This window comes from Paenibacillus sp. P4_E11 (assembly GCF_056401635.1).
This window is the reverse complement of the sequence record NZ_JBFUIX010000029.1, coordinates 44757-65900: the sequence shown is the minus strand read 5'-3', so window position 1 is coordinate 65900 and position 21144 is coordinate 44757. Positions and strand designations below refer to the sequence as shown.

The 21144-nt window shown below is 52.4% G+C and carries 18 protein-coding genes; 16 read left to right on the top strand and 2 right to left on the bottom strand.

Going from position 1 to position 21144, the window contains the following annotated elements; genetic code table 11:
* The first annotated feature begins 421 nt into the window (after window positions 1–421).
* The 3 genes from AC1DWB_RS13660 to AC1DWB_RS13650 all read left to right on the top strand — a co-directional run bounded on the left by AC1DWB_RS13660 (window position 422) and on the right by AC1DWB_RS13650 (window position 4571).
* Entirely contained in the window at window positions 422–2077 is a 1656-nt protein-coding gene (locus AC1DWB_RS13660) for an extracellular solute-binding protein (RefSeq protein WP_477541621.1), read from the top strand.
* Window positions 2078–2237: 160 nt separating this feature from the next.
* A complete protein-coding gene (locus AC1DWB_RS13655) occupies window positions 2238–4292 on the top strand; it encodes a glycosyl hydrolase family 28-related protein (protein ID WP_477541620.1) in 2055 nt (684 codons plus the stop codon).
* Between the two features lie 51 nt (window positions 4293–4343).
* On the top strand, window positions 4344–4571 hold the full coding sequence (locus tag AC1DWB_RS13650; protein ID WP_477541619.1) for a hypothetical protein: 228 nt from the start codon (window positions 4344–4346) through the stop codon (window positions 4569–4571).
* A gap of 51 nt (window positions 4572–4622) precedes the next feature.
* On the opposite strand, the gene AC1DWB_RS13645 is transcribed toward AC1DWB_RS13650, so the two are convergent.
* Entirely contained in the window at window positions 4623–5993 is a 1371-nt protein-coding gene (locus AC1DWB_RS13645) for an ABC transporter substrate-binding protein (protein ID WP_477541618.1), read from the bottom strand.
* Between the two features lie 243 nt (window positions 5994–6236).
* Between AC1DWB_RS13645 and AC1DWB_RS13640 the strand changes: the two genes are divergently transcribed.
* From AC1DWB_RS13640 to AC1DWB_RS13590, 11 genes are all read left to right on the top strand, one after another.
* Complete coding sequence (locus AC1DWB_RS13640; RefSeq protein WP_477541617.1) at window positions 6237–7556, top strand: Gfo/Idh/MocA family protein; 1320 nt, start codon at window positions 6237–6239, stop codon at window positions 7554–7556.
* Window positions 7557–7604: 48 nt separating this feature from the next.
* Window positions 7605–8597, top strand: a complete 993-nt coding sequence (locus tag AC1DWB_RS13635; RefSeq protein WP_477541616.1) for a hydroxyacid dehydrogenase — start codon at window positions 7605–7607, stop codon at window positions 8595–8597.
* Between the two features lie 125 nt (window positions 8598–8722).
* Window positions 8723–9628, top strand: coding sequence for an ABC transporter permease (locus AC1DWB_RS13630; RefSeq protein WP_477541624.1), 906 nt, complete (start codon window positions 8723–8725; stop codon window positions 9626–9628).
* Between the two features lie 11 nt (window positions 9629–9639).
* Complete coding sequence (locus tag AC1DWB_RS13625; protein ID WP_477541615.1) at window positions 9640–10524, top strand: carbohydrate ABC transporter permease; 885 nt, start codon at window positions 9640–9642, stop codon at window positions 10522–10524.
* Between the two features lie 37 nt (window positions 10525–10561).
* Window positions 10562–12190, top strand: a complete 1629-nt coding sequence (locus AC1DWB_RS13620; RefSeq protein ID WP_477541614.1) for an extracellular solute-binding protein — start codon at window positions 10562–10564, stop codon at window positions 12188–12190.
* An 81-nt stretch (window positions 12191–12271) separates the two neighbouring features.
* Entirely contained in the window at window positions 12272–12511 is a 240-nt protein-coding gene (tatA, locus tag AC1DWB_RS13615; protein ID WP_477541613.1) for a twin-arginine translocase TatA/TatE family subunit, read from the top strand.
* A gap of 1 nt (window position 12512) precedes the next feature.
* Window positions 12513–13463, top strand: coding sequence for a carbon-nitrogen hydrolase family protein (locus tag AC1DWB_RS13610; protein WP_477541612.1), 951 nt, complete (start codon window positions 12513–12515; stop codon window positions 13461–13463).
* A 569-nt stretch (window positions 13464–14032) separates the two neighbouring features.
* Window positions 14033–16192: a hypothetical protein gene (locus AC1DWB_RS13605; protein ID WP_477541611.1), complete on the top strand. Its 2160-nt coding sequence runs from the start codon at window positions 14033–14035 to the stop codon at window positions 16190–16192.
* Window positions 16193–16354: 162 nt separating this feature from the next.
* Window positions 16355–17332: an aldo/keto reductase gene (locus tag AC1DWB_RS13600; protein WP_477541610.1), complete on the top strand. Its 978-nt coding sequence runs from the start codon at window positions 16355–16357 to the stop codon at window positions 17330–17332.
* 136 nt (window positions 17333–17468) lie between these two features.
* Window positions 17469–17681, top strand: coding sequence for a hypothetical protein (locus AC1DWB_RS13595; protein ID WP_477541609.1), 213 nt, complete (start codon window positions 17469–17471; stop codon window positions 17679–17681).
* Complete coding sequence (locus AC1DWB_RS13590; RefSeq protein ID WP_477541608.1) at window positions 17659–17856, top strand: hypothetical protein; 198 nt, start codon at window positions 17659–17661, stop codon at window positions 17854–17856. The genes AC1DWB_RS13595 and AC1DWB_RS13590 overlap by 23 nt, the downstream gene beginning before the upstream one ends.
* Here the strand turns inward: AC1DWB_RS13590 and AC1DWB_RS13585 are convergent.
* Entirely contained in the window at window positions 17819–18691 is an 873-nt protein-coding gene (locus tag AC1DWB_RS13585; RefSeq protein ID WP_477541607.1) for an AraC family transcriptional regulator, read from the bottom strand. The genes AC1DWB_RS13590 and AC1DWB_RS13585 overlap by 38 nt on opposite strands.
* A 155-nt stretch (window positions 18692–18846) precedes the next feature.
* Between AC1DWB_RS13585 and AC1DWB_RS13580 the strand changes: the two genes are divergently transcribed.
* Entirely contained in the window at window positions 18847–20103 is a 1257-nt protein-coding gene (locus tag AC1DWB_RS13580; protein ID WP_477541606.1) for a DegT/DnrJ/EryC1/StrS family aminotransferase, read from the top strand.
* Window positions 20104–20253: 150 nt separating this feature from the next.
* Entirely contained in the window at window positions 20254–21051 is a 798-nt protein-coding gene (locus tag AC1DWB_RS13575) for a polysaccharide deacetylase family protein (protein WP_477541605.1), read from the top strand.
* Window positions 21052–21144 lie beyond the last annotated feature (93 nt).

Below are 21144 nucleotides of genomic sequence, written 5' to 3'. Positions count from 1 at the left end.
GAGTCATGTTTTTGTAAAAGCTGTGGGAGTGATGGTGAATATATAGTCTGGAAATGTAGATTCGGTTGTTTGCGGCTCTGATAAATCGATCTTAAAAAATAGCATTGACAGTAGGAAACTACATAAATATAATCTAAAGTATACCAGATGATAGAAATAACACGAACAAACTACAAGTGGTTCACTTATAACATTTTTATAACCGGATATTCGATGCAACTTTCCGGAAAGCGGGAAATAAGAAGCAGCGAATTGAAACCTTACATTTGTGTAAGCGCTTTTATTCGGGTGTTGGACGTTATCACCACGTTATTTCTAATAATCATTACCTTGTAACGGGAGTTTGATCGCTTGCTATTCGCTGCTGCGATCTTATCCATAGTGATCTCTAGAGGTGCATATGAAAAGGGGAGGAAATTGCATGAAATTGAAAACAGTGTTATCTGCCACGATGATCGGTTCTCTAGCTCTAACGGCCGCAGCTTGCGGTGGAACTGGAGGTACAGACGGTTCATCGTCCGATGGGGGCAAGACCCCGTCTCCAAGTGCAGCGGTACCGGACAAGGTGAATCAGACAGGGTTCCCGATTGTGAAGGACCCGATCAATGTAACGTTCTTCACAGGGAAAGCGGCAGTGGCAGGAGCGGATTGGAGCAAGATCCTGCTCTGGCAGGAATACGAGAAGATGACGAATGTGAAAGTCAACTTCCAGCTGAACCCGACCGACTCCTTAACCGATAAACGAAGCCTTTCGCTCGTAAGCGGCGACTATCCGGATGCATTCTACCAGGCGCAAGTAACGAATACGGAGCTTGTGACTTATGGTAGCCAAGGAATCTTTCTGAAGTTAAATGATCTCATCGACAAGTATGCGCCCAACCTAAAGAAGCTGATGAACGAAAATCCTCAGGTCAAAAAAACCATCACGATGACCGACGGTAACATCTACTCCTTCCCCTGGGTATTCGACCCGAACTTTACTTCGCTTAACATGGGGCCGCGTCTGTGGGTGAACAATGAATGGCTGAAGAAGCTTAATATTAAGGAACCGACCACGCTGGATGAATACTACCAATACTTGAAAGCGGTAAAGGAGAAAGATCCGAACGGCAACGGGAAGCCGGATGAAATTCCGATAAGCGCTTCCGGAGCGACACCGAACGCAGGGCTGGGTCAATTTATCGCAAGGCTCAAAGGAGCTTATGGTCTAATGAATCGTGGTAATTCCCATCCGCTCGTCGATGTGGACCCTGCTTCGAACAAGCTACGGTTCATCCCGGGCGATCCGAAATATAAGGAACTGCTCCAGTACGTGGCCAAGCTTTACGCCGAAGGTCTGATCGACAAGGACATCTTCACGCAAAAGGTCGCAGATTTCTATGCTAAAGCGCCTAACAATGTATACGGTTCCGTCATTACTTCCAATCCTCGTATAACGATGAACTTGCAGAATTTCGTTGGGGTTCCGGCGTTCAAAGGACCATCCGGCGACCAGATCTATTCCATGGTGAACCCGTCTGTCCCGATCGTAGGCGGCTTCGTCCTTACAAACAAGGCGACGAACCCGGAGGCGCTCGTCCGTTGGATCGATTACTTCTATAGTGAAGCAGGCAGCCGCATGTTGATGATCGGGTTCAAAGACGTGACCTACAAAGAGCTCCCGGACAGTAAATTTCAATTGGTCGACGACATTACGAAAAATGCCCAGGGCTTGACTCAGGACCAGGCACTTTCCAAATATGTCACTTACCCGGGAGGGGCCGCTCCGACTGTCGTATTCGAGAAGAACTATGCAGGCGGTGAGGGGCAGCAGGATTCCTTGGAAGCGGCTGCAAAGGTCAAGCCGTACTTGATCAAGGAAGTATGGCCGGCCTTTAACTTCTCGAAGGAAGAAAATGACAAGATGAACACGATACGGACGGACATCGCCAACTACATCGGGGAATATGAAGCGAAATTCGTATCCGGCTCTGCACCGTTCTCCGAGTGGGATAAATTTATCGAAGGGTTCAAGAAGCTGAAGGTCGATGAATACATCAACTTGTACAACGCTGCTTACGAACGCTACAAGAAGTAACAACGCTTGAAGGGGGTGACACGTATACGAAAGGCCGGGAAGGGGCGACAGTTGCCCCCTCCTGGCCAATCGATCGGCGGCTTCGATTTCATACGACAGGTATTCCCGGGCGTAACACCTGACAATCGCTCGGAATTATGAAGAAGCGAGGGGATTATTGATGAACGAGTTGGAGCAAACGGTGGGGGAAAAAGGGATCAGCYGGCGCAAAATGCTTGCTGTGCTTGGTGCAGGTGCATTGGCTGCGACAGCGGGCGCAGTGTTGAACGGCCCGAAGGTATTCGGAGAAACGGTAACCGGGTCTGTATACGGCAATTCTTCCATAACAGTCGGTCCGGATGTGATTGTGACGACGATCGCCAACTTGCGAACTGGAACGACTTCTCCGGTAGCTGGCAATGTGTACTATGTGACGGACAAGGATCGGGAAGGCGAATTTACTTACGATCCGGCCGACACGACAACCGTCGACGATAACGGCATTACATTCGTCTCCGTCAGCGGGGCACGCTTCAAGCGTACGCACGTCGATAACCTGAATGTTCGCTGGTTCGGAGCTAAGGGGGATAACGTCACCGACGACAGCGCAGCCTTCCAGAAGGCGATCGACATCGCGGAAGCTAGAGTTGGCGGTACCGTGTATGCGCCTGCCGGGAAATACGTTGTCACGAACCTGAAGGTGAAGAACCATTACGTCTCGATTCGCGGGGAAGGGTTCCAGTCTACATACCTGGTCAACCGTCACCTTACGAATCCGGTACTGGACGTTCAGTTGATCGTTGTACCTCCGGCCGTACAGGGAACGATCACGAACTTCGAGCTGAGCGATCTGATGATCAAGAATGAGATTCATCGACCAGGGGATTATCCGCTCGTGTATTCCTCCAAGTTGGTTGGCTCCAGGATCACAGGCGTCTACTTCCAGAATTCGACGGCCCTGGTGGGCGGCTCGCACTACAACGGCAGCGGGGTGCGATTGGTTGATGCCTTCGAGGTCAGGATCCATTCCTGTTCCTTCCGGCAGTTCCAAAAAGGCTATGCCCTCGATATGCCGAACTTCACGGTCAATGTGGGCAATATTCATGTAAGCGATTGCTTGTTCATGTATTGCGGTCATGCCTTCCTGTACGGACGCGGGGGCGGGTCGATGGCGAACTCCATCCTGATCACCAATCCGAAGTTCGTCGGCTGGCAAGGAGGATTTTACGTCTCTCAGAACCGGGTTCGCTACTATCAGACGACCGCTACGGCAGCTGTTGCAGACAGTGACTATGTCCCTGTGCCGGACGCGAGCAAGTTCACGGCGAATGAATGCGTGCTTGTCGGGAGCCAGGCTAGAGTCACCCCTGCTGTCATTACGTTAGTCGATCCGGTCAACAATCGGATCCGGTTGAATAAGACCGTGAAGATCAATAACGGGGACACGGTCCTTCAAGGAACCGTCGCGATTCACTGCGGATGGCGAGCCCAAGAGGTGAAGCTGAACATCGGCCACTTCGAAGGCCATGATGTTGGTGTGTATGCCAGCAATCGCCTGGGATTGATCACCATTGACGGCGTTCATTCAGGCAGCACGTCGAACGTCGTTATCGTGGATGATCAAGTGCAGTATCTATCCATCATGAACAGCCGCTTTTTCTATAATGACGCGAACAAAGTCATGAAGGATTGGTGGACGGTCGTGCGGATCACGAAGATCGATGACAGCCACAATGTGATCCTGCTCGATAACAATTACATGTCTCCTACCGATGCCGAGCAGTTCATGGCTCGTCAAATAATCAATCATACGGCGCATCAGCCGTTCGTACGTATCTCTGACCGGACTAATGGCATTCAGTACTCGGCCGAAGGATTCGGTACAACGTATCACGATACGTTCTACCAGACATATAATCGGACCAGCCTGACCAACTATACCCGTCAGAGATGGCAAGACAGCGGGGCGGACAAGTGGACGCTGGATTTCAAGGATAGCCAGGGGGACTTGGGCTACAAGCTCGCTGGACAGACGAAAGACAGTCTGTTGCTCGATGGCGTAGGCGGCCATGTGGGATCTGGAGGGTCGGCGTGGAACGAACCGCATCTACGACTCGGCGATTACCATCTGTGGGTAGACAATTCGGGCCAGCTGCGCATCAAGAACGGTGCGCCTACAAGCGCGACGGACGGCAAACGATTCAATACGAATAATGGCGGCGGCAACGGCAATTAGACGCGCCTCGATTCAACCATCTTCTTGAACACCGGGATTCCTTTTGTTTGAATGATCGTCTCTCCATTTAGAGTCGGATCGAATATTACGCTTGACCGCAATGTGACGATTAATGCGAACGACTCCGTGATCCAGGGGTCGGTCGGCATCCTATGCGGGCATGGTACACAGAGGGTCAATGAGCTATCGGCAACCATCAAGCCCAAGGTGCGGATCACGAATGGGGTGCCCGCGAACAATACGGATGGGACCATCGTGGGGACACAAACAAGTCATTAAAGGAATGAGTTCGGAAGCCCGGCTGATGAAGCCGGGTTTGCTTCGTTCCAGCTAAATACTCGATTCCATTCGCTCCAGAACGGTATCCAAGTCGTCCAACTTGGCCCAGTAATAGCGAAGCTCATCACGCATCCGGGTCAGTTCATTGCAGGAGAGCCCTAAGTCGCTATATAGTTGGAAAGTGTGGGCAATCTCGCGGTACATATGGAATCGGTAAGGTCGCTTCAGTGCTTCTTCACCGGTCCACTCCGCAGCTCGCTTCATACTAGGCAAGCTAAGCGTATGCTGACGGATGTACATCTGGGTCTCCTCTGATAAGAGGAAATCCGCGAACAATTGGGCTGCCTCCCTGTGGGCGGAAGCCCGATTCACAGCAATACCGATGGCGACGAGCAGCGTTCGCGGCTCTTTCAGATGGGGCAGTGGAGCAAGATCATACTCGAACTTCGCATCCTTAAGTGAATTGAGTGAAGAATACGTTGCCATAATAATCGACGCTTTCTCATTCAGGAACAATGACTCTGCATCTGCGTCACTCTCGGACAAGAAGAATTGGCTGCGCGCCGATGCAGTACACACCTCGATCGCGGTCTTTACTTCATCGCGGCGAAATGAAATCCGTCCGTCCGTCTCCCGCTCGAAGCGGACACCATTCTGCAACAGGAAGATGGGCCAGCGGTTCTCCGACATCAGGTGATAGTAGAACCCCAGGGTGTCCTTGCCTTCCGACAGCTTCTTTCCCACTTCGAGCAAATCCTCCCATGACCAGCTGCTATCCGGCTCCGGAAGACGAAACTCACGGAAATGTGCCTTGTTGTAGAACAGGACGACAGGTGTGAATACGAAGGGCCTGACGTACTGAACTCCAYCTTCTTGCAGAAAGGGAGCGTTGAGGAAGGAATACACGTCTTCATTCGCAGGAAATGGCTCCAGACAACGCCTTTCTGTCTCGCTCCCACTCAGGAACTCGTAGTTGTATAAGTTGAAGGTCATAACGTCGAAGGTGCGGTCCGTTAGTCCTCGTTCGAGCAGTCCGCGATCACGTGGGAACATGACCGGAATGGGCTGGACTTGGATATGAGGGTGTGTCGTATTGAACTGCTCGACTAGCTTCAGAATGTTCGTCTCCTTCACGAGCGAGTGATAGTAGCCGAAGCGGAGTGTTACGACATCAGACGAAGGCTGGAATCGTGACTGGGTGACGCGTGCCCCGATGCGTGGCATTTTTTCGAGCAGCCCCTCCGAGACGAGCACATCCAATCCTTTGCGCACTGTATTCTTGCTCAACTGGTACATTTTGCTTAAGTCCAGCTCAGATGGAAGGAATTCGCCATTCGGGCGATTGCCAACTTCTATTTCACGTTTCAATGTGGTGATCATGTCTTCCAATCGGTTGCGGGATGTTGAGCGCTTGGCTTTCATCAAGTTACCTCCGAGCGATATAAACTGAGAAATTGGTATAGTTAGAATCAAAATGACACCAAGTCCTTGGTTAGACTGGGGTGAAACGCTTAGATATTGAATATTAAAGTTTAAATTGACACCGTTTTATATGGTGATTATAATCTAAAGTATACCAGATGACAAGAAATGAAATATTTTAAGGATCAAATATGACATTCTGGTTCATTTTTAATTAAAGAGGATTGAAGGGGTGTCTCTCACATGGTTCAACGAAGCAAGTTCCCAATCAGGCCGGTTAAGGTGTTGATCGTCGGAGCCGGAAGCCGTGCCATGCAGTATGCAGCATACTCCAGGATGCATCCGGAAGAGATGCAGGTTGTCGGTGTCGTGGAACCGGACCTGGTCAGAAGGAACTTCGCAGCACAATTGTACTCGCTTAAGGAGGAGTATTGTTTCGAAACCGTGGAGCAATTGAAAGCGCTGCCGAAGTTAGCAGATGCTGCGATTAACGGGACGATGGACGCACATCATGTGATGACGAGCTTGCCGCTTCTGGAGCTGGGCTACGATCTCCTGCTCGAGAAACCGATCGGCATAAGCGAGGAAGAGGTGCTGGAGCTGCAGAAGAGTGCGCAAAAGCACGGACGCTCGGTCGTCATCTGCCACGTGTTGCGGTTCGCGCCATTCTACTCCGAGATCCGCAAGAGGCTCGAGGAAGGAGAGATCGGCAGCATCCTCCATATCACGATGGAGGAGAATGTGAGCTACCACCATATGGCGACCTCGTTCATCCGTGGCAAGTGGGGCAATGAGCAAGTGTGCGGTTCACCGATGCTGCTCGCCAAGTGCTGTCATGACCTAGACATCCTAACCTGGATGATGGGGGAGGCGAGTCCGGCGAAGGTAAGCAGCTTCGGTGGATTGACCTACTTCCGTCCCGAACGGGCCCCGGAAGGAGCAGGTAAGCGTTGCTTGACTGATTGTGCCATCGAAGCTGATTGCCCCTACTCAGCCCGCAGATTGTATGTAGAACGTGGACTGTGGAAGGGGTCGGTCTGGAACGGGTACATCACTGGCAACCGGATGACGGAAGCAGAGAAGCTAGAAACGCTGGCAACCGACAGCCCGTTCGGCCGCTGCGTCTGGCATAGCGATAACGATGTAGCTGATCACCAGACGGTGAACGTAGAGTTCGACAATCATGCAACCGCCTCCTTCAATCTTACGGGAGGGACGGCGAAGCCTTGCCGTACGATCCATATTCTCGGTACGAAGGGGGAGCTCTACGGCGTTATGGAGGAAGGTTCATTCGTCATCCGCAAGCCGACGCTCTCAGGAGGAGAGGATTGCACCGAGGAAACAGTAAAGCTGAACGTATCCGGTGAGATGCATGGAGGAGGCGATCTGCGCCTCGTAGCGGACTTCGTCCGTGTCGTTCGGGGGGAAGCCCCTACCCTATCAACAACGTCGCTCGATCGCTCGATCATGAGCCATCAACTTGTTTTCGCCGCAGAGCGTTCCCGGCATGCAGGCACAGTAGAGCGGATCGAGCAGACGGAAAGCAAGTTCGCGGCTCTATAGAAGCGAGCTAGCCCATTAACCAACAAGCAAAATAGGAGTGAAATCACCATGATGAAAATTGCTATGCTGCAAGCCAAACAACAGCGCGACCGCATCTTCACCGAACAGTATCTGCACCAGCTGCGGAAGTATGGAGAGCTGGCGTTGAATGAACAAATCGGGGTGTGCACGGTGGAGGATATGAAGACGACGATTGCCGGCGCCGACATTGCCATTACTTCCTGGGGGGTCCAACCTCTTACACGTGAGGTGCTCGATTGCGCACCGAATCTGAAGCTGGTTGTTCATGCGGCTGGTACGGTCAAGCCAATTGTGACACCTGAACTGTGGGATCGCGGAATTCGCGTGACGAACTGTACAGCACCGCTCGGCAGAGGTGTCGCTGAGACTGCGCTTGGCTTCACAATCTCCGCCCTCAAAAATATGTGGAGATTGACCCAGCATACTCGCGCCAGTGGCTGGAGTTCGAACGATCCGAACATCCGCGAGCTGTATGGTGTCACGATCGGCGTCATCAGCGGCGGTCGCGCGGGCGCCCACTATATTAAGCTACTGCAAGGTTTCGAGGTCGAAGTGCTCCTGTACGACCCGTTCATCACCGCAGATCAAGCGAAGCAAATGGGTGCGCGGAAGACCGAACTCGATGAACTGCTCGCGCTCTCCGATGTCGTCTCGATCCATGCGCCGTCGATTCCAGAGACGAATCACATGTTCAATGCAGAGCGTCTCCAGCTAATGAAGGACGATTGCATTCTGATTAATACGGCCCGAGGGTCGATCATCGACGAGGATGCACTGGTCACGGAGCTATCGAAGGGCCGGTTATTCGCTTGCCTCGACGTAACCGATCCTGAGCCGCCCCGACCGGATCACCCGCTCCGCACGCTGCCGAATGCGATACTCACGCCTCACATCGCTGGAGCGGTCAACAACGGTCTGCAGCGGATCGCGCAATATTCGATCGACGAGTTGGAACGGTTCCTGGCCGGCGCTAAGCTCGAAGGCGAAGTACAAGCCGAGCAATTGAGAACGTTTGCATAAATGCAGCTATACATAAGCGAGCGCATCCCTAACACACGCTCAGAACGGAGGAGATCCTCATGTCTATGGTATCCGCTTCACGAAAATCCAACAAAGCGCAGAAGACGGGCTTAAGTTCGTTCTCCATGCGGGCCATGCTCCGCAAGATGGCCAAATCGTGGCAGCTGTACATCATTATTTCACCGGTCCTTGTCTATTTAATTATATTCGAGTATATCCCGATGTACGGGGTACAGATTGCCTTCAAGGATTTTATAGCGAATAAGGGGATCTGGGGCAGCCCTTGGGTTGGCTTCAAGCACTTCGAAGCGTTTTTCGACAGTTACTACTTCTGGCGCGTCATCCGCAATACGTTGCTGATCAGCCTATATGCGCTTGTCGTCAGCTTCCCTGTGCCGATCATCCTCGCCCTGCTCATCCATGAGGTTCGCTGGAAACCGTTCAAGCGGTTCGTCCAGACGGTCACATACGCGCCACACTTCTTGTCCACCGTTGTGGTTGTAGGGATGATCTTCATGTTCCTCCATCCTGAACGCGGCTTCATTAACCATTTCGTTCAGTTCCTGGGATTCGAGCCAATCAAGTTCATGGAGAAACCCGAGTGGTTCAAGACGATCTATGTATTCTCCGGGGTATGGCAAGGCATGGGGTGGAGCTCGATCATCTATCTGGCGGCCCTCTCTGGTGTAGATCCGCAGCTTCATGAGGCGGCGAAGGTCGATGGAGCGAATCGGTTCCAGCGCATATGGCACATTAATGTTCCAGGCATTATGCCGACGGCGGTCATCATTCTGATCTTAAGCGTCGGGGGCTTGTTGAGTGTTGGCTTCGAGAAAATATTCCTGATGCAGAATTTCGTCAATAAACCGGCGTCCGACGTCATTTCCACCTATGTATACCAGAACGGGTTACTAGGCGGCAAGTACAGCTTCTCTGCAGCAGTAGGTTTATTCAATTCGGTCATTAATTTCATTTTGCTCCTTTTGCTGAACGCCTTTGCCCGCCGGGTCAGCGAAACGAGTCTGTGGTAGGAGGGACATCGATGGAAATTCATAATCGCTCGGACAACTGGGTAGAAGCAATGATCATCGTCTTGCTCGTCGGTGTCGTCATCGTCGTACTATACCCGCTTATCTTCGTCATCAGCGCTTCGATCAGCAATCCCGTCTCCGTCATTAATGGTGAGATGTGGTTTCTGCCGAAAGGGCTGAACTTCGAAGGGTATCGGAAGGTGTTATCTAACCATGACATTATGAACGGCTACGCCAACACGATTTACTATACCGTTTTGGGAACGGCCATCAATTTGGTTATGACGATTTGCGCCGCGTTTCCGTTGTCTCGCAAAGACTTTTACGGCAAAAGTGTCATTACGGCCATTATGGTATTTACGATGTTTTTTAGCGGCGGACTCATCCCAACCTATTTGCTAGTCAAAAATCTCGGGATGATCAACACGGTATGGGCGCTCATATTGCCTAGTGCGGTCGGGGTGTACAACGTCATCATCATGCGTACTTTTTTCCAGACTACGATCCCTTATGAGCTTCAGGAGGCGGCGGCAATCGACGGGTATTCCCACTTCCGGACGCTGCTAAGAATCGTTTTGCCGCTATCCATGCCCATCATCGTTGTCATGATCTTGTTCTATAGTGTAGGCCATTGGAATTCATACTTCTCCGCGCTGATCTATCTGAAGGACCGGGAAGCGTATCCGCTGCAGCTCATCCTGCGCGAGATTCTCGTCAACAACGAGATGAACGAGCTGGTCAGTTCACAGGAGGATTCGTTCGCCCAGAAGCTGTTGGAATCGGAAACGATTAAATACGCGGTCATCATGGTGGCGAATTTGCCGATGCTGCTGCTCTATCCGTTCGTGCAAAAATACTTCGTGCAAGGGATTACGATTGGCGCGTTGAAGGGCTGATTCGTGAGAGCTAACCAAAATTAGGGAGGGTATGTAAATGAAAACAATGAAAAGGGCACTGTCAGGTGCGGTCGTCTTGAGCTTGGTCGGAACGTTGGCGGCTTGCGGAGGATCGGATACGAAGTCTGGTGACAGTACGCCAGCGCCTTCCGCGGCAGGCAATGACAAGGTGAACACGGTCGGATTCCCGATCGTTAAGGAACCGCTCACTTTCACGTTCTTCACCGGGAAGCCGGCGCCGGCTGCGAACGACTGGAGCCAGCTCAAGCTATGGCAGGAATACGAGAAGATGACGAATATCAAGGTCAACTTCCAGTTAAATCCGGTCGATACGATCGGGGAGAAGCGCAATTTGGCGTTAGCAAGCGGCGATTATCCGGATGCGTTCTACCAATCCTCCATCTTGAACCTCGACGTCATGAAATACGGGTCACAGGGCGTGTTCATCAAGCTGAATGACATGATCGACAAGTATGCGCCGAATTTCAAAAAACTGATGAGCACGAACCCGCAGGTGAAGAAGGCGGTTACGATGCCGGATGGCAACATCTACTCATTCCCTTGGGTGTTCGATCCGAGCTTCACTTCGCAGAACATGGGGCCGCGGCTCTGGTTGAACGGCGAATGGTTGAAGGCGCTGAACATGAAGGAACCGACTACGCTCGACGAATTCTACACATATCTGAAAGCCGTTAAGGAGACCGACCTGAACAAGAACGGCCAGAAGGACGAAATTCCATACAGCAGCGTAGGTCTGCCGCAATTGATCCAACGGCTGAAGGGCTCGTTCGGGATGATGAAGCACGGCAATACTCACCAATACGTGGATGACGATCCGGCTACGGGCAAGCTTCTATTCAATGGCTCTGAGCCAAAGTATAAGGAACTGCTGCAATTCGCGAACAAGCTGTATTCGGAAGGCCTGATCGATAAAGACATCTTCACACAGAAGACCGCAGACTTCTATGCGAAGGCTAGCAAGAACGTCTACGGCTCGCTCGTTGCGGGGAATCCGAGAATTTCGATGAACCTGCAAGGCTTCGTAGGAGCACCGGCGTTCAAAGGTCCGAAGGGCGACCAGCTGTACTCCATGATGAACCCGTCCGTCCCGCAGATTGGTGCGTTCGTTATTACGGACAAGGCGAAAAATCCAGAAGCGCTTGTCCGTTGGATCGATTACTTCTATAGTGAAGAAGGAAGCAAATCGCTCTTGCTCGGCATCAAGGACGTCACCTATACCGAGGGACCGGACGGCAAAATCCAGTTCAAGGATGAGATTACGAAAAATCCGCAAGGTCTGTCTCAGGACCAAGCGTTGGCTAAATACACCTCATATCCAGGAGGCGGAGCCCCATCGCTCGTATTCGAGAAGTACTATATGGGCTCTGAAGGTCAACCGGACTCGAAGGAAGCCGCCGACAAGGTGAAGCCTTATATTATCAAGGACGTATGGCCGGCCTTCAACTTCACGAAGGAAGAGAACGATCGCTTCTCTACGCTCCGCTCTGATCTGTATAGTTACATGAGCGAATACGAGACGAAGTTCGTCACTGGCGCACTGCCGTTCTCCGAATGGGATAACTTTGTGGCTGGCCTGAAGAAAGTGAAGGTCGACGAGTTCATGACTATATACAATACAGCGTATGAGCGATTTAAGAAAAATTAAGATTTCGTACAGGGGCCCCTGCCAAGGGCCCCTGCACTAGAATTCAGTTCGTTTTCCAAACTCTATTGACGGAGGATTCAAATGCCCAATATTGGAACGTCGGGAATCATTCTTGTCGTATTGATCGCACTGCTGCTGTTCGGGCCAAGCAAGCTGCCGGAGCTGGGACGCGCATTCGGCCGTACATTGCGCGAGTTCAAAAGCGGGGCCAAGGACATGTTGCAAGAAAACCAGCCAGAGAAGATGGTTCAGGCACAACCGCAGTTGCTGGCGCAGTCGCAATCGCAAACGTTGCGCGAGGAAAAGAAGGAGGTCGATTAGGTTGTCTCGTTATGTAACAATCAGCTGTCTGGGACCACAGCCGCTGCCGGTAGCGTCGGACGTTCCGCCTCAGCAGGCGGTCGATCAGATGATAGCGCACTGGAGCAGCATGCTGGAGCGGGTATTGCCGGATCAGCCGGATATCATCGTGCTGCCGGAGGCGTGCGATCGGCCGTCCAAAGGGACGTATCCGAAGGAGCAGCGGATGGCGTATTATGCAACACGCGGCAGTCAGGTGCGGGACTTCCTGGCTGACACCGCGGCTCGACATCGCTGCTACATTACATATCCCGCTCACCTTCAGATGGAGGATGGCAGCTGGCGCAATGCGATGGAGATGATCGATCGAGACGGACAAGTGATGGGGGTCTATCACAAAAACCACCTCGTTCCAGCCGAACGGACCGAGGGCGGGATTCTGTACGGAAAGTCGGCGCCGATCTTCGAGTGCGACTTCGGCCGGGTGGTGGCGGCGATCTGCTTCGATCTGAACTTCGAGGAGCTGCGTCGACAGTATGAAGCGGCCCGCCCTGATCTGATCGTGTTCCCGTCGATGTATCATGGCGGGCTGATGCAAGGGTACTGGGCGTATTCGTGCCGTTCCTACTTCGCAGGAGCGATCGCGAGTCTGCCATGCTCGATCGTATCGCCGCTTGGCGAGACAGTTGCCCAGAGCACGAACTACTATCCGTTTGTGACGACTCAGGTGAACATGGATCGTGCTGTCATCCATATTGACCAGAACGGCGCTCATTTCCAGGCGATCAAACAGAAGTACGGACGGGACGTGATCATCCATGATCCCGGGTTCCTGGGCGCCGTGCTGCTGTCGAGCGAGTCCGACGCGTTCAGCGTCCAAGATGTTATCGCGGAGTTCGGGCTGGAGCTGGTGGACGATTATTTCTCTCGTGCGACCGCGCAGCGGTGCGAGCCGGGCAATGTGGAGCCTTAAAGGGCCGAAGGAGCGCGAAGCACTGGCTGTAACTCTTTAGCTGGAAACTTCCGTCTAACAGCGCCGTCGACGGGAGAAACTCGAGCTGTAAGACGATTTTCCGTCTTACAGCGCGGTGGGCGGGTGTAACTCTAGCTGTAAGACGATTTTTCCGTCTTACAGCGCTGTGAGCGGGAGAAACTCGGGCAGTATGACGATTTTCCGTCTTACAGTGCCGTCGACGGGAGAAACTTGAGCTGTAAGACGATTTTTCCGTCTTACAGCGCTGTGGGCGGGAGAAACTCGGGCTGTAAGACGATTTTTGAGGCTGTCGATTAACTGTGTACAAAAGGAGTGGAAAGTGGAAAAGAGGACCCTGGCGAGTTTTGGCTTGAACCTCCATACCGCTTAATCCCTTTTAAAATCAGGAGGTTCAGACAAGATGTTTGTGCAGAAGGTTCCTTTTTCACTCGGAACGCCTGTGCTTGCTTAAATGAATCGACAGCCTCGAAATCGGCCATAGTGGGCCGAAGAAGCGCGAAGCTACGCGCAAAATGAAACACATAGAGTGCAACAGGGGGAAAGTGAGCATGCAAACCAAGAAAGTCATCCCCGATCGAGCTCTGCGTGTCGCCTTCGCGGGAGACAGTATTACTTGGGGCGATGGTATGCTGGACGACGGCTTCGTCGGTACGGTCGCTACGCTAATGCGCACGCAGTATGCAGAGACGATCCTGGCGGCGGAGATGACCGTGGTCGGCCGATCGCGCGTACGGAAGAGCCGAAAGTTCTACAGCGGCGAGGCGCTGGAGCTGCTTGGCGAGGGAAGCGCAGTGCGCTTCGAGCTTGTGGGTGACGAGCTGAGCGTCGTGCTGGCTGCGGAGCGCGGCGGGGCTTCGGCCGCGGTCGGGCTGTATGTAGACGGAGAGTTGTACGATACGTTCGATTACGGACCTAGTGCTGTGGCTGAGGCGACTGTCGGCGCAGCGGAGCTTCGGTTCGTCGGCGATGGGGAGACGACGCGATTCGATCTGGGGCGCCCGTTCACCTTCGGGCACCAGGTGCTCGTCGACGGCCGAGTAACGGCTGGCGCGCTCAATGTGCGCGGTTACGGGGCCGTGTTCCCCGAAGCGCACGAGTGGATGGTCATTCGACGCTACGTGTCGGAAGGCAACGACCGTCCCGTAGTGAGCCATGCATTGTGGTTCCGTGAGCCGCCTCCGGAGGGAACGGTCATCGATGTATCGTACAGCTACGGTGAGTCGGTCGCTTATGCTAAGACTACGGTCGGGGAGATAGAGGAACGGCTGGATTCGCCGCTTGAGAGCCGCTTCGGCGATGGCGGGATCGCCTATGATCCTGCGCGCCCGGTACCTGTTAGCAGCGGCCTAGATTACCGTGAGAGCGACAGCCGAGCGGTGAGAACTTGGCGGTTCGCCGGTCGCGTCCAGCGTGTGTTCGAGCTAAGAATTGTGGGGCCTGGACAAGCCCCCGGCGCAGAACAATCGCAACATGAACCGGGGCTAATCGTCAATATGGCGACGAATAGGTATCACCACCTAATGAATGCCGGAATCGGAGGGTGGACAACCAAGCTGTTCAACTCCGATCCCGGACTGCGCAGCGCGGAGCGTCTTGCGGCCTGGAAGCCCGACATCGTCATTCTGGGACTAGGAACGAACGATGATTGGGACGAGGGGAACGGCTTCGTCGCCTCACGTCATATCGCAGGCGTGTCGAAGGATGAGCTGCTTCGTACTCCTGCACTGTGGCTCAAGGAATGCCGCTTCGCAGGCATGAATCGTTACGATGTTGAGACAGCCGAGTTAATCGTAGCAGCCGTCTCGGAGAGGAGCGTCACTTTTGATCGCACGAATGCTTCCTTCTGCGGCGTGAAGCCGGGCGATCTTGTTCTTATCGGTGATTACTTCGGCGATAACCGGAATGTGCTGGCTCGGATTATCGAGCATTGGGATGAACAGTGTTGCACTGCGACATTCATCGATCTGCTCGAGCCTACTAGTATCCTCTTGGATGTACAAGCATTCGTTGGGCAGACGGCGCGCATCAAGCGCATCGATGGGTTCGCCGAACGGCTGACCCGCATGATCGCTACTATTCGGGCTGTCAATCCGGATGTGGTCATCACCCTGGTGGAGACGGGGATGTGTAATTTCTATACACGGCTATTGATCGGTTACCCGGAGAAGCTCAGACAGCTTGCGCATGAACAGGGACTGGAGCTTATTCCAATCTATCGCCCGCTGTTGGAATGGCAATATGCGCAGAGACACGACACCCCCGTCTATATCGGCGCAGAATCGTCGGTCATATCGACAGGGGTATCGCAGTATGAACTTCTAACGGCATCGAGTCAGGAGATCGGCGCAGCGACAGGCACGATGAACCGCCATTGGTCGGTCGTCGTGGACGGCAAGGAACGTTATGGCCACGGATGCCGCATCGAAGGCGGTTATGCCATTACCTTCCGTCCCGACCTGGAGGACGCGGACATGACGATTGCGAATTGGGACGGCCGCAGCCGCAACCCGAAGATGATGTATCGCTTTATACCGTCTCGACTCGCCTTCACGCGGGACGTTCCGCCTCCTGGCGCCCGAATCGAAGTAGCAGTCGCATCCGCGAAGTGGAGTTGGGATGATACCCATTTAGGCATGCCTGGCGGTGATGCGGTGTACGCGGAGCAGATAACGGCGGCGGTTAAGCGCATCCTTCCTCGGATCTTGTGATGTCTGGATATCGCCTGGGGGAATACCCACCCTTAGAAGTAAGGGGGAGCTGACTCACAATCTATGACTGTAGAACCATGTTATAGTTATAGGAATGGTGTAACATTCTGTGTGTAAGGCAGGCAATGGAATCAAATCCGATTCAGTAGGAGGTAGTTTCTCGTGGAGTACACGTATTTGGGACGTTCAGGGTTGAAGGTGAGCAGGCTTTGCTTGGGGACGATGAACTTCGGTGTCGATACGGATGAGAAAGAAGCATTCCGGATAATGGATGCTGCCTTGGATGCTGGCGTTACTTTTTTCGATACGGCGAACGTCTATGGTGGCGCGGGAGCGAAAGGGAAGACGGAGGAAATCATCGGTCGCTGGTTCGCCCAAGGCGGAGGACGTCGGGAACGAGTCGTGTTAGCAACAAAGGTGTTCGGAGATATGGAGGACCCGCTTGATGGTCCTAATGCTCGGGGGTTGTCATCCTACAGGATTCGCCGTCACTTAGAAGGATCACTCAAGCGTTTGCAGACGGATCATATCGAGTTGTATCAGATGCATCACGTAGATCGGAGCGTACAGTGGGAAGAATTGTGGGAAGCGTTCCGGATTCAAGTATATCAAGGGAAGATCGGCTATGTCGGAGCGAGCAATTTCGCAGGTCGGGATTTGGTGAAGGCGCAGTATGAAGCCAAAAACCGGCATTTCCTCGGACTAGTATCGGAGCAGCACAAATATAGCTTGATGTGCCGATTGCCCGAACTGGAAGTACTGCCGGCCGCTGAAGAATTCGGCATAGGGGTTATTGCGTGGAGTCCGCTTGACGGAGGGCTGCTAGGCGGGAACGCTTTGAACCCAGCTCAAGGCTCCCGAGGTGAACGTAATCAGGCCCGTGCCGAGCAACGCCGGAGCCAATTGGAATCTTACAGTAAGCTTTGTAAGGAGCTCGGTGAGAGCGAGGCTAATGTCGCGTTAGCTTGGACGCTCATCCATCCAGCAATGACAGGACCTATTATCGGACCACGTACACTGGCACAGTTCCAGGACTCTCTGCGTGTGGTTAAGATCAAGCTAGAGGAAGAAGTATTGAAGCAGTTAGATGTACTTTTCCCAGGACCAGGAGGCGACGCTCCTAAGGCGTATGCTTGGTAGCAAGAAGACGAATTAGATAGGCATGAACAGTTAACGGGTTGTTCCCAGGTCTTAATCGACCAAGGGGGACAGCCCTCGTTGTTGTTGTTTTTGTTGTCAGATCAAGACTGTCAATAAACGGATTCGCGGAGAAGATATGGCGATTGTTCACTTAAATTTTAGTAGCGGCGTGACGGGGTTGTATGATGCGAATCGGGTGACCTATGTAGAGCAAGTACGATGCCCGACTTATGGGACGATGACGGTCGAAGGTACTGAGGGCATGCTGAGACTCGATGAGAACGGCGGTATATGGGTTACGCCGCGGGGCGGCATTGAGCTCCAACATGATGTATGTTATCCCGAGTGACGGCTGGAAGGGAGGCGGTGCGATCGCAACCCAACAGCATTTTATTGACGGTCTGCGTTCGGGGAATGAATTCGAAACCTCGGGCGAGCAGTATTTGCATTCGGTTCGGGCGATGTTCGCCTGTTTTGTGGAGGGAGCTAATCGGTTGCGCTATTGGCGATTCGGTAGTCGGTAGCGCTCATTCCGTTCGTTTCCTTGAACACACGAGTGAAGGAACGTATGGACGAGAAACCCACATCGTAGGCGATTTCCGCTACGGACATATCTGTGGCTGCCAACAGGCTGGACGCCCGACGAATGCGCAGCAGGTGTAAATATTCAAGGAAGTTTTTGCCTAGTAATCGCTTGAACGAATTACGGACGACGAATACGCTGACGTTGAACCGATCGGCCACATGCTCAAGCGACAAGGATTCCTCCATGAAGTGCGTGTTGACGTATTTGATAAACTCCCATTCCATCGGTTGCGAGATTGTCGGTTGAGGGAATTGATAAAATCCTGGGTGGCTGCGGAAGAAATGGTAGATCGTTTCGAGTAGTTTGATGCGCATAACCCCTTGTTTGCCCAGCCTGTTGGACTCGTACTCATGTAGCAGGGAGTAGAGAACGGTGCTGATTGATTCGAATGATTCATCGGGCATATCGTAGAACGGCGTCAGCTCGTCGGAAAGCTTGGACAGCCATTGGCCAATCTCAGCGAACTCCGGTTGGAATAGTAAGTTCAAATCGAACATGCAAGTGAATTTTTGCAAATACTGTCCCTCTTCCAACTTCATGGCATGCAGATGATGCGGTAGCAACAGGCAGATGCTGCCCGGTTTCATACGATGTTCTGCTCCGTTAATGACTCCCGTTCCACTACCCGCTGTGACTAGCGACAACTCGACGAATTCATGATGATGATTCGGGTATCCGTTCAGCAGGTTGTAATGCCTCATGAATAAAGGGAGTTCTCCTTTTTTGAACATATTCAGACGCACGCTGTCCTGGAAGATGGGGAAGGTTGTCATAACGAACACTCCTTGAGGGGAACTTTTGGTGCTAGTCGTTTCTAACTTGTATTGTAGCAATTTTTGACCTATTTTCCTATACAAAATGGCGCGTAACCGTTTTTGTCTGGGGCTATAATGAAGGCAAAATTGTGATTACAAAGGAGATACGCGTGATGAGTAATGGACAATTGGCCATTCTAGGCGGAACTAAGACGAAGACTACACCTTTCGGTACAGGCAAGCGTTTTGGACTGGACGAGGCTAAGGAATTGCTAGAAGCGCTGGAGCAGAATACGCTATTCTACCATTTCGGACACAAGGTCAAGAAGTTTCTAAGCGACTTCAATGAGTTGTATGGGGTCCAATACAGTGTATCCACGTCATCCGGTACTGCTTCGATTCACGTTGCACTTGGCGCGGCAGGTATTACAGTCGGCGACGAAGTGATTACGAGCCCGATTACGGATCAAGGAACGTTGATCGGGATTTTATACCAGAATGCCATTCCGGTATTCGCCGATCTCGATCCGAACACATATAACATGGACCCGCAATCGATTGAAGCGCGCATTACCCCACGCACGAAGGCGATTGTTGTTGTGCACTTGGCAGGTAATCCAGCTGATATGGATCCGATCATGGCGATCGCACGCAAGCACAATCTGAAAGTGATCGAGGATTGCGCACAGAGCTATTTGACCAAATACAAAGGTCGCTTGGCTGGTACGATTGGCGATTACGGCTGCTTCAGCACGAACGATTTCAAGCACATCTCGACGGGTGATGGTGGTATTGTAACAGTCAATTCGGGCAACGAGCAAGATTACTTGACGACGCATGCATTCGCGGACAAAAACTTCAAGCGGTTCGGCGATCAAGTGCAAAAGGATCTAAACTACTTGGCTCCAAACTATCGGATGACTGAGCTGCAAGGAGCAGTCGGGATTGCGCAATTGAAGAAGATGCCGTGGATTTGTGAGCAGCGTCACAAGTTCGGCGACCGTATCTCGCAAGGGATCAGCGGCTTGCCGGGCATCGAGCCACACAAGGTGGTAGAAGGCAATTACAGCTCTTACTGGTTCTACATGATGCGTATCGACGAATCTCAATTAACTTGCACACGTCAACAGTTTCATGAGGCGTTGGCTGCTGAAGGTATTCCGAACCAGGCTGGTTATATTAACAACGTGATGTACATGCAGCCGATGTTCCAGAATCGACAAGCCTATCTGGGTAGTCATTTCCCGTTCGACTTAACGGACGTCTCCTATAACGAAGGCGATTGCCCGCATGCCGAAGCGATCTTGAAGACAGCAATCCGCTTTGGTGTGAACGAATTTTTTACCGAGCAGGATATCGAGGAAATTGTAGCAGCAATTCGCAAGGTTGCTACTCACTTTGCGAAAGTACCTGCTAGCAAGAATGCGTAATCTATCAGAATAAGTGAGCTCCAATCCCGGGTGCCGTCGATACGGCTTCGGGATTTTTTTTGTTTTCGGTGATACGGCAGGCGTGATATAGTGGACAAGACAACTATGTGCAACCTGATGATACCGTAATCGATAAGAGGAGTGAGAGACATGCATATTCGTTATGATCGCTTCCCTGGGGGGAAGTCCAAGGCATTGACCTTAAGCTTTGATGATGGCCGGACGCAAGACCGAAGATTAGTAGAGAAGCTGAATACATATGGATTGAAGAGTGCGTTTCATCTGAACTCTGGCAATCTTGGTAAGGATCATTTTGTAGCTGCCGAAGAGGTGGCCGATTTGTTCCAGGGCCATGAAGTGTCGGCTCATACAGTTCGTCACCCTTTCCTTGATCAAACGCCGCCGGATCGGATCGTGATGGAGCTCATGGAGGATCGGGCTGCACTGGAAGCGCTAGTCGGGTATCCGGTACGAGGTATGAGTTACCCGTTCGGGAATTGGAGTGACCGCGTCGTACAGACGCTTCCTGCTGTCGGTATCGAGTATGCTCGAACGACTAACAGTCATGGAACATACCGGATGCCGTCGAACTTGCTGCTCTGGGATCCTACTTGCCATCACAAGCAGATGGTCGAGCAAGGCAAGAGCTTCGTCGAGCTACAGCCGCGCCATAGCCGTATGCATTTGCTCTACGTGTGGGGTCACAGTTATGAATTCGATAACGACAATAATTGGGAGTTGCTCGATCAGTTCGGTGAGCTGGTTGGCGGCCGAGATGATATCTGGTATGCGACGAACGCCGATATAGTAGCTTATATGAAAGCTGTGGAGCAGCTGAGATTCTCGGTGTCGGGGCGCTTCATCCACAACCCGTCTGCTATATCTGTGTGGGTTAGCGCGGGGAATGATGTTGTGGAGATACCGGGAGGGCAAGTAGTTTCGTTGTAAGGGTTGTTTGCTTTTCATACTTGGACCGCCTCGTTTACACGAGCGCGGTCTATTTGTTGTGACTTGCCGTGTCTGTAGAGAAGAGTCATGCAA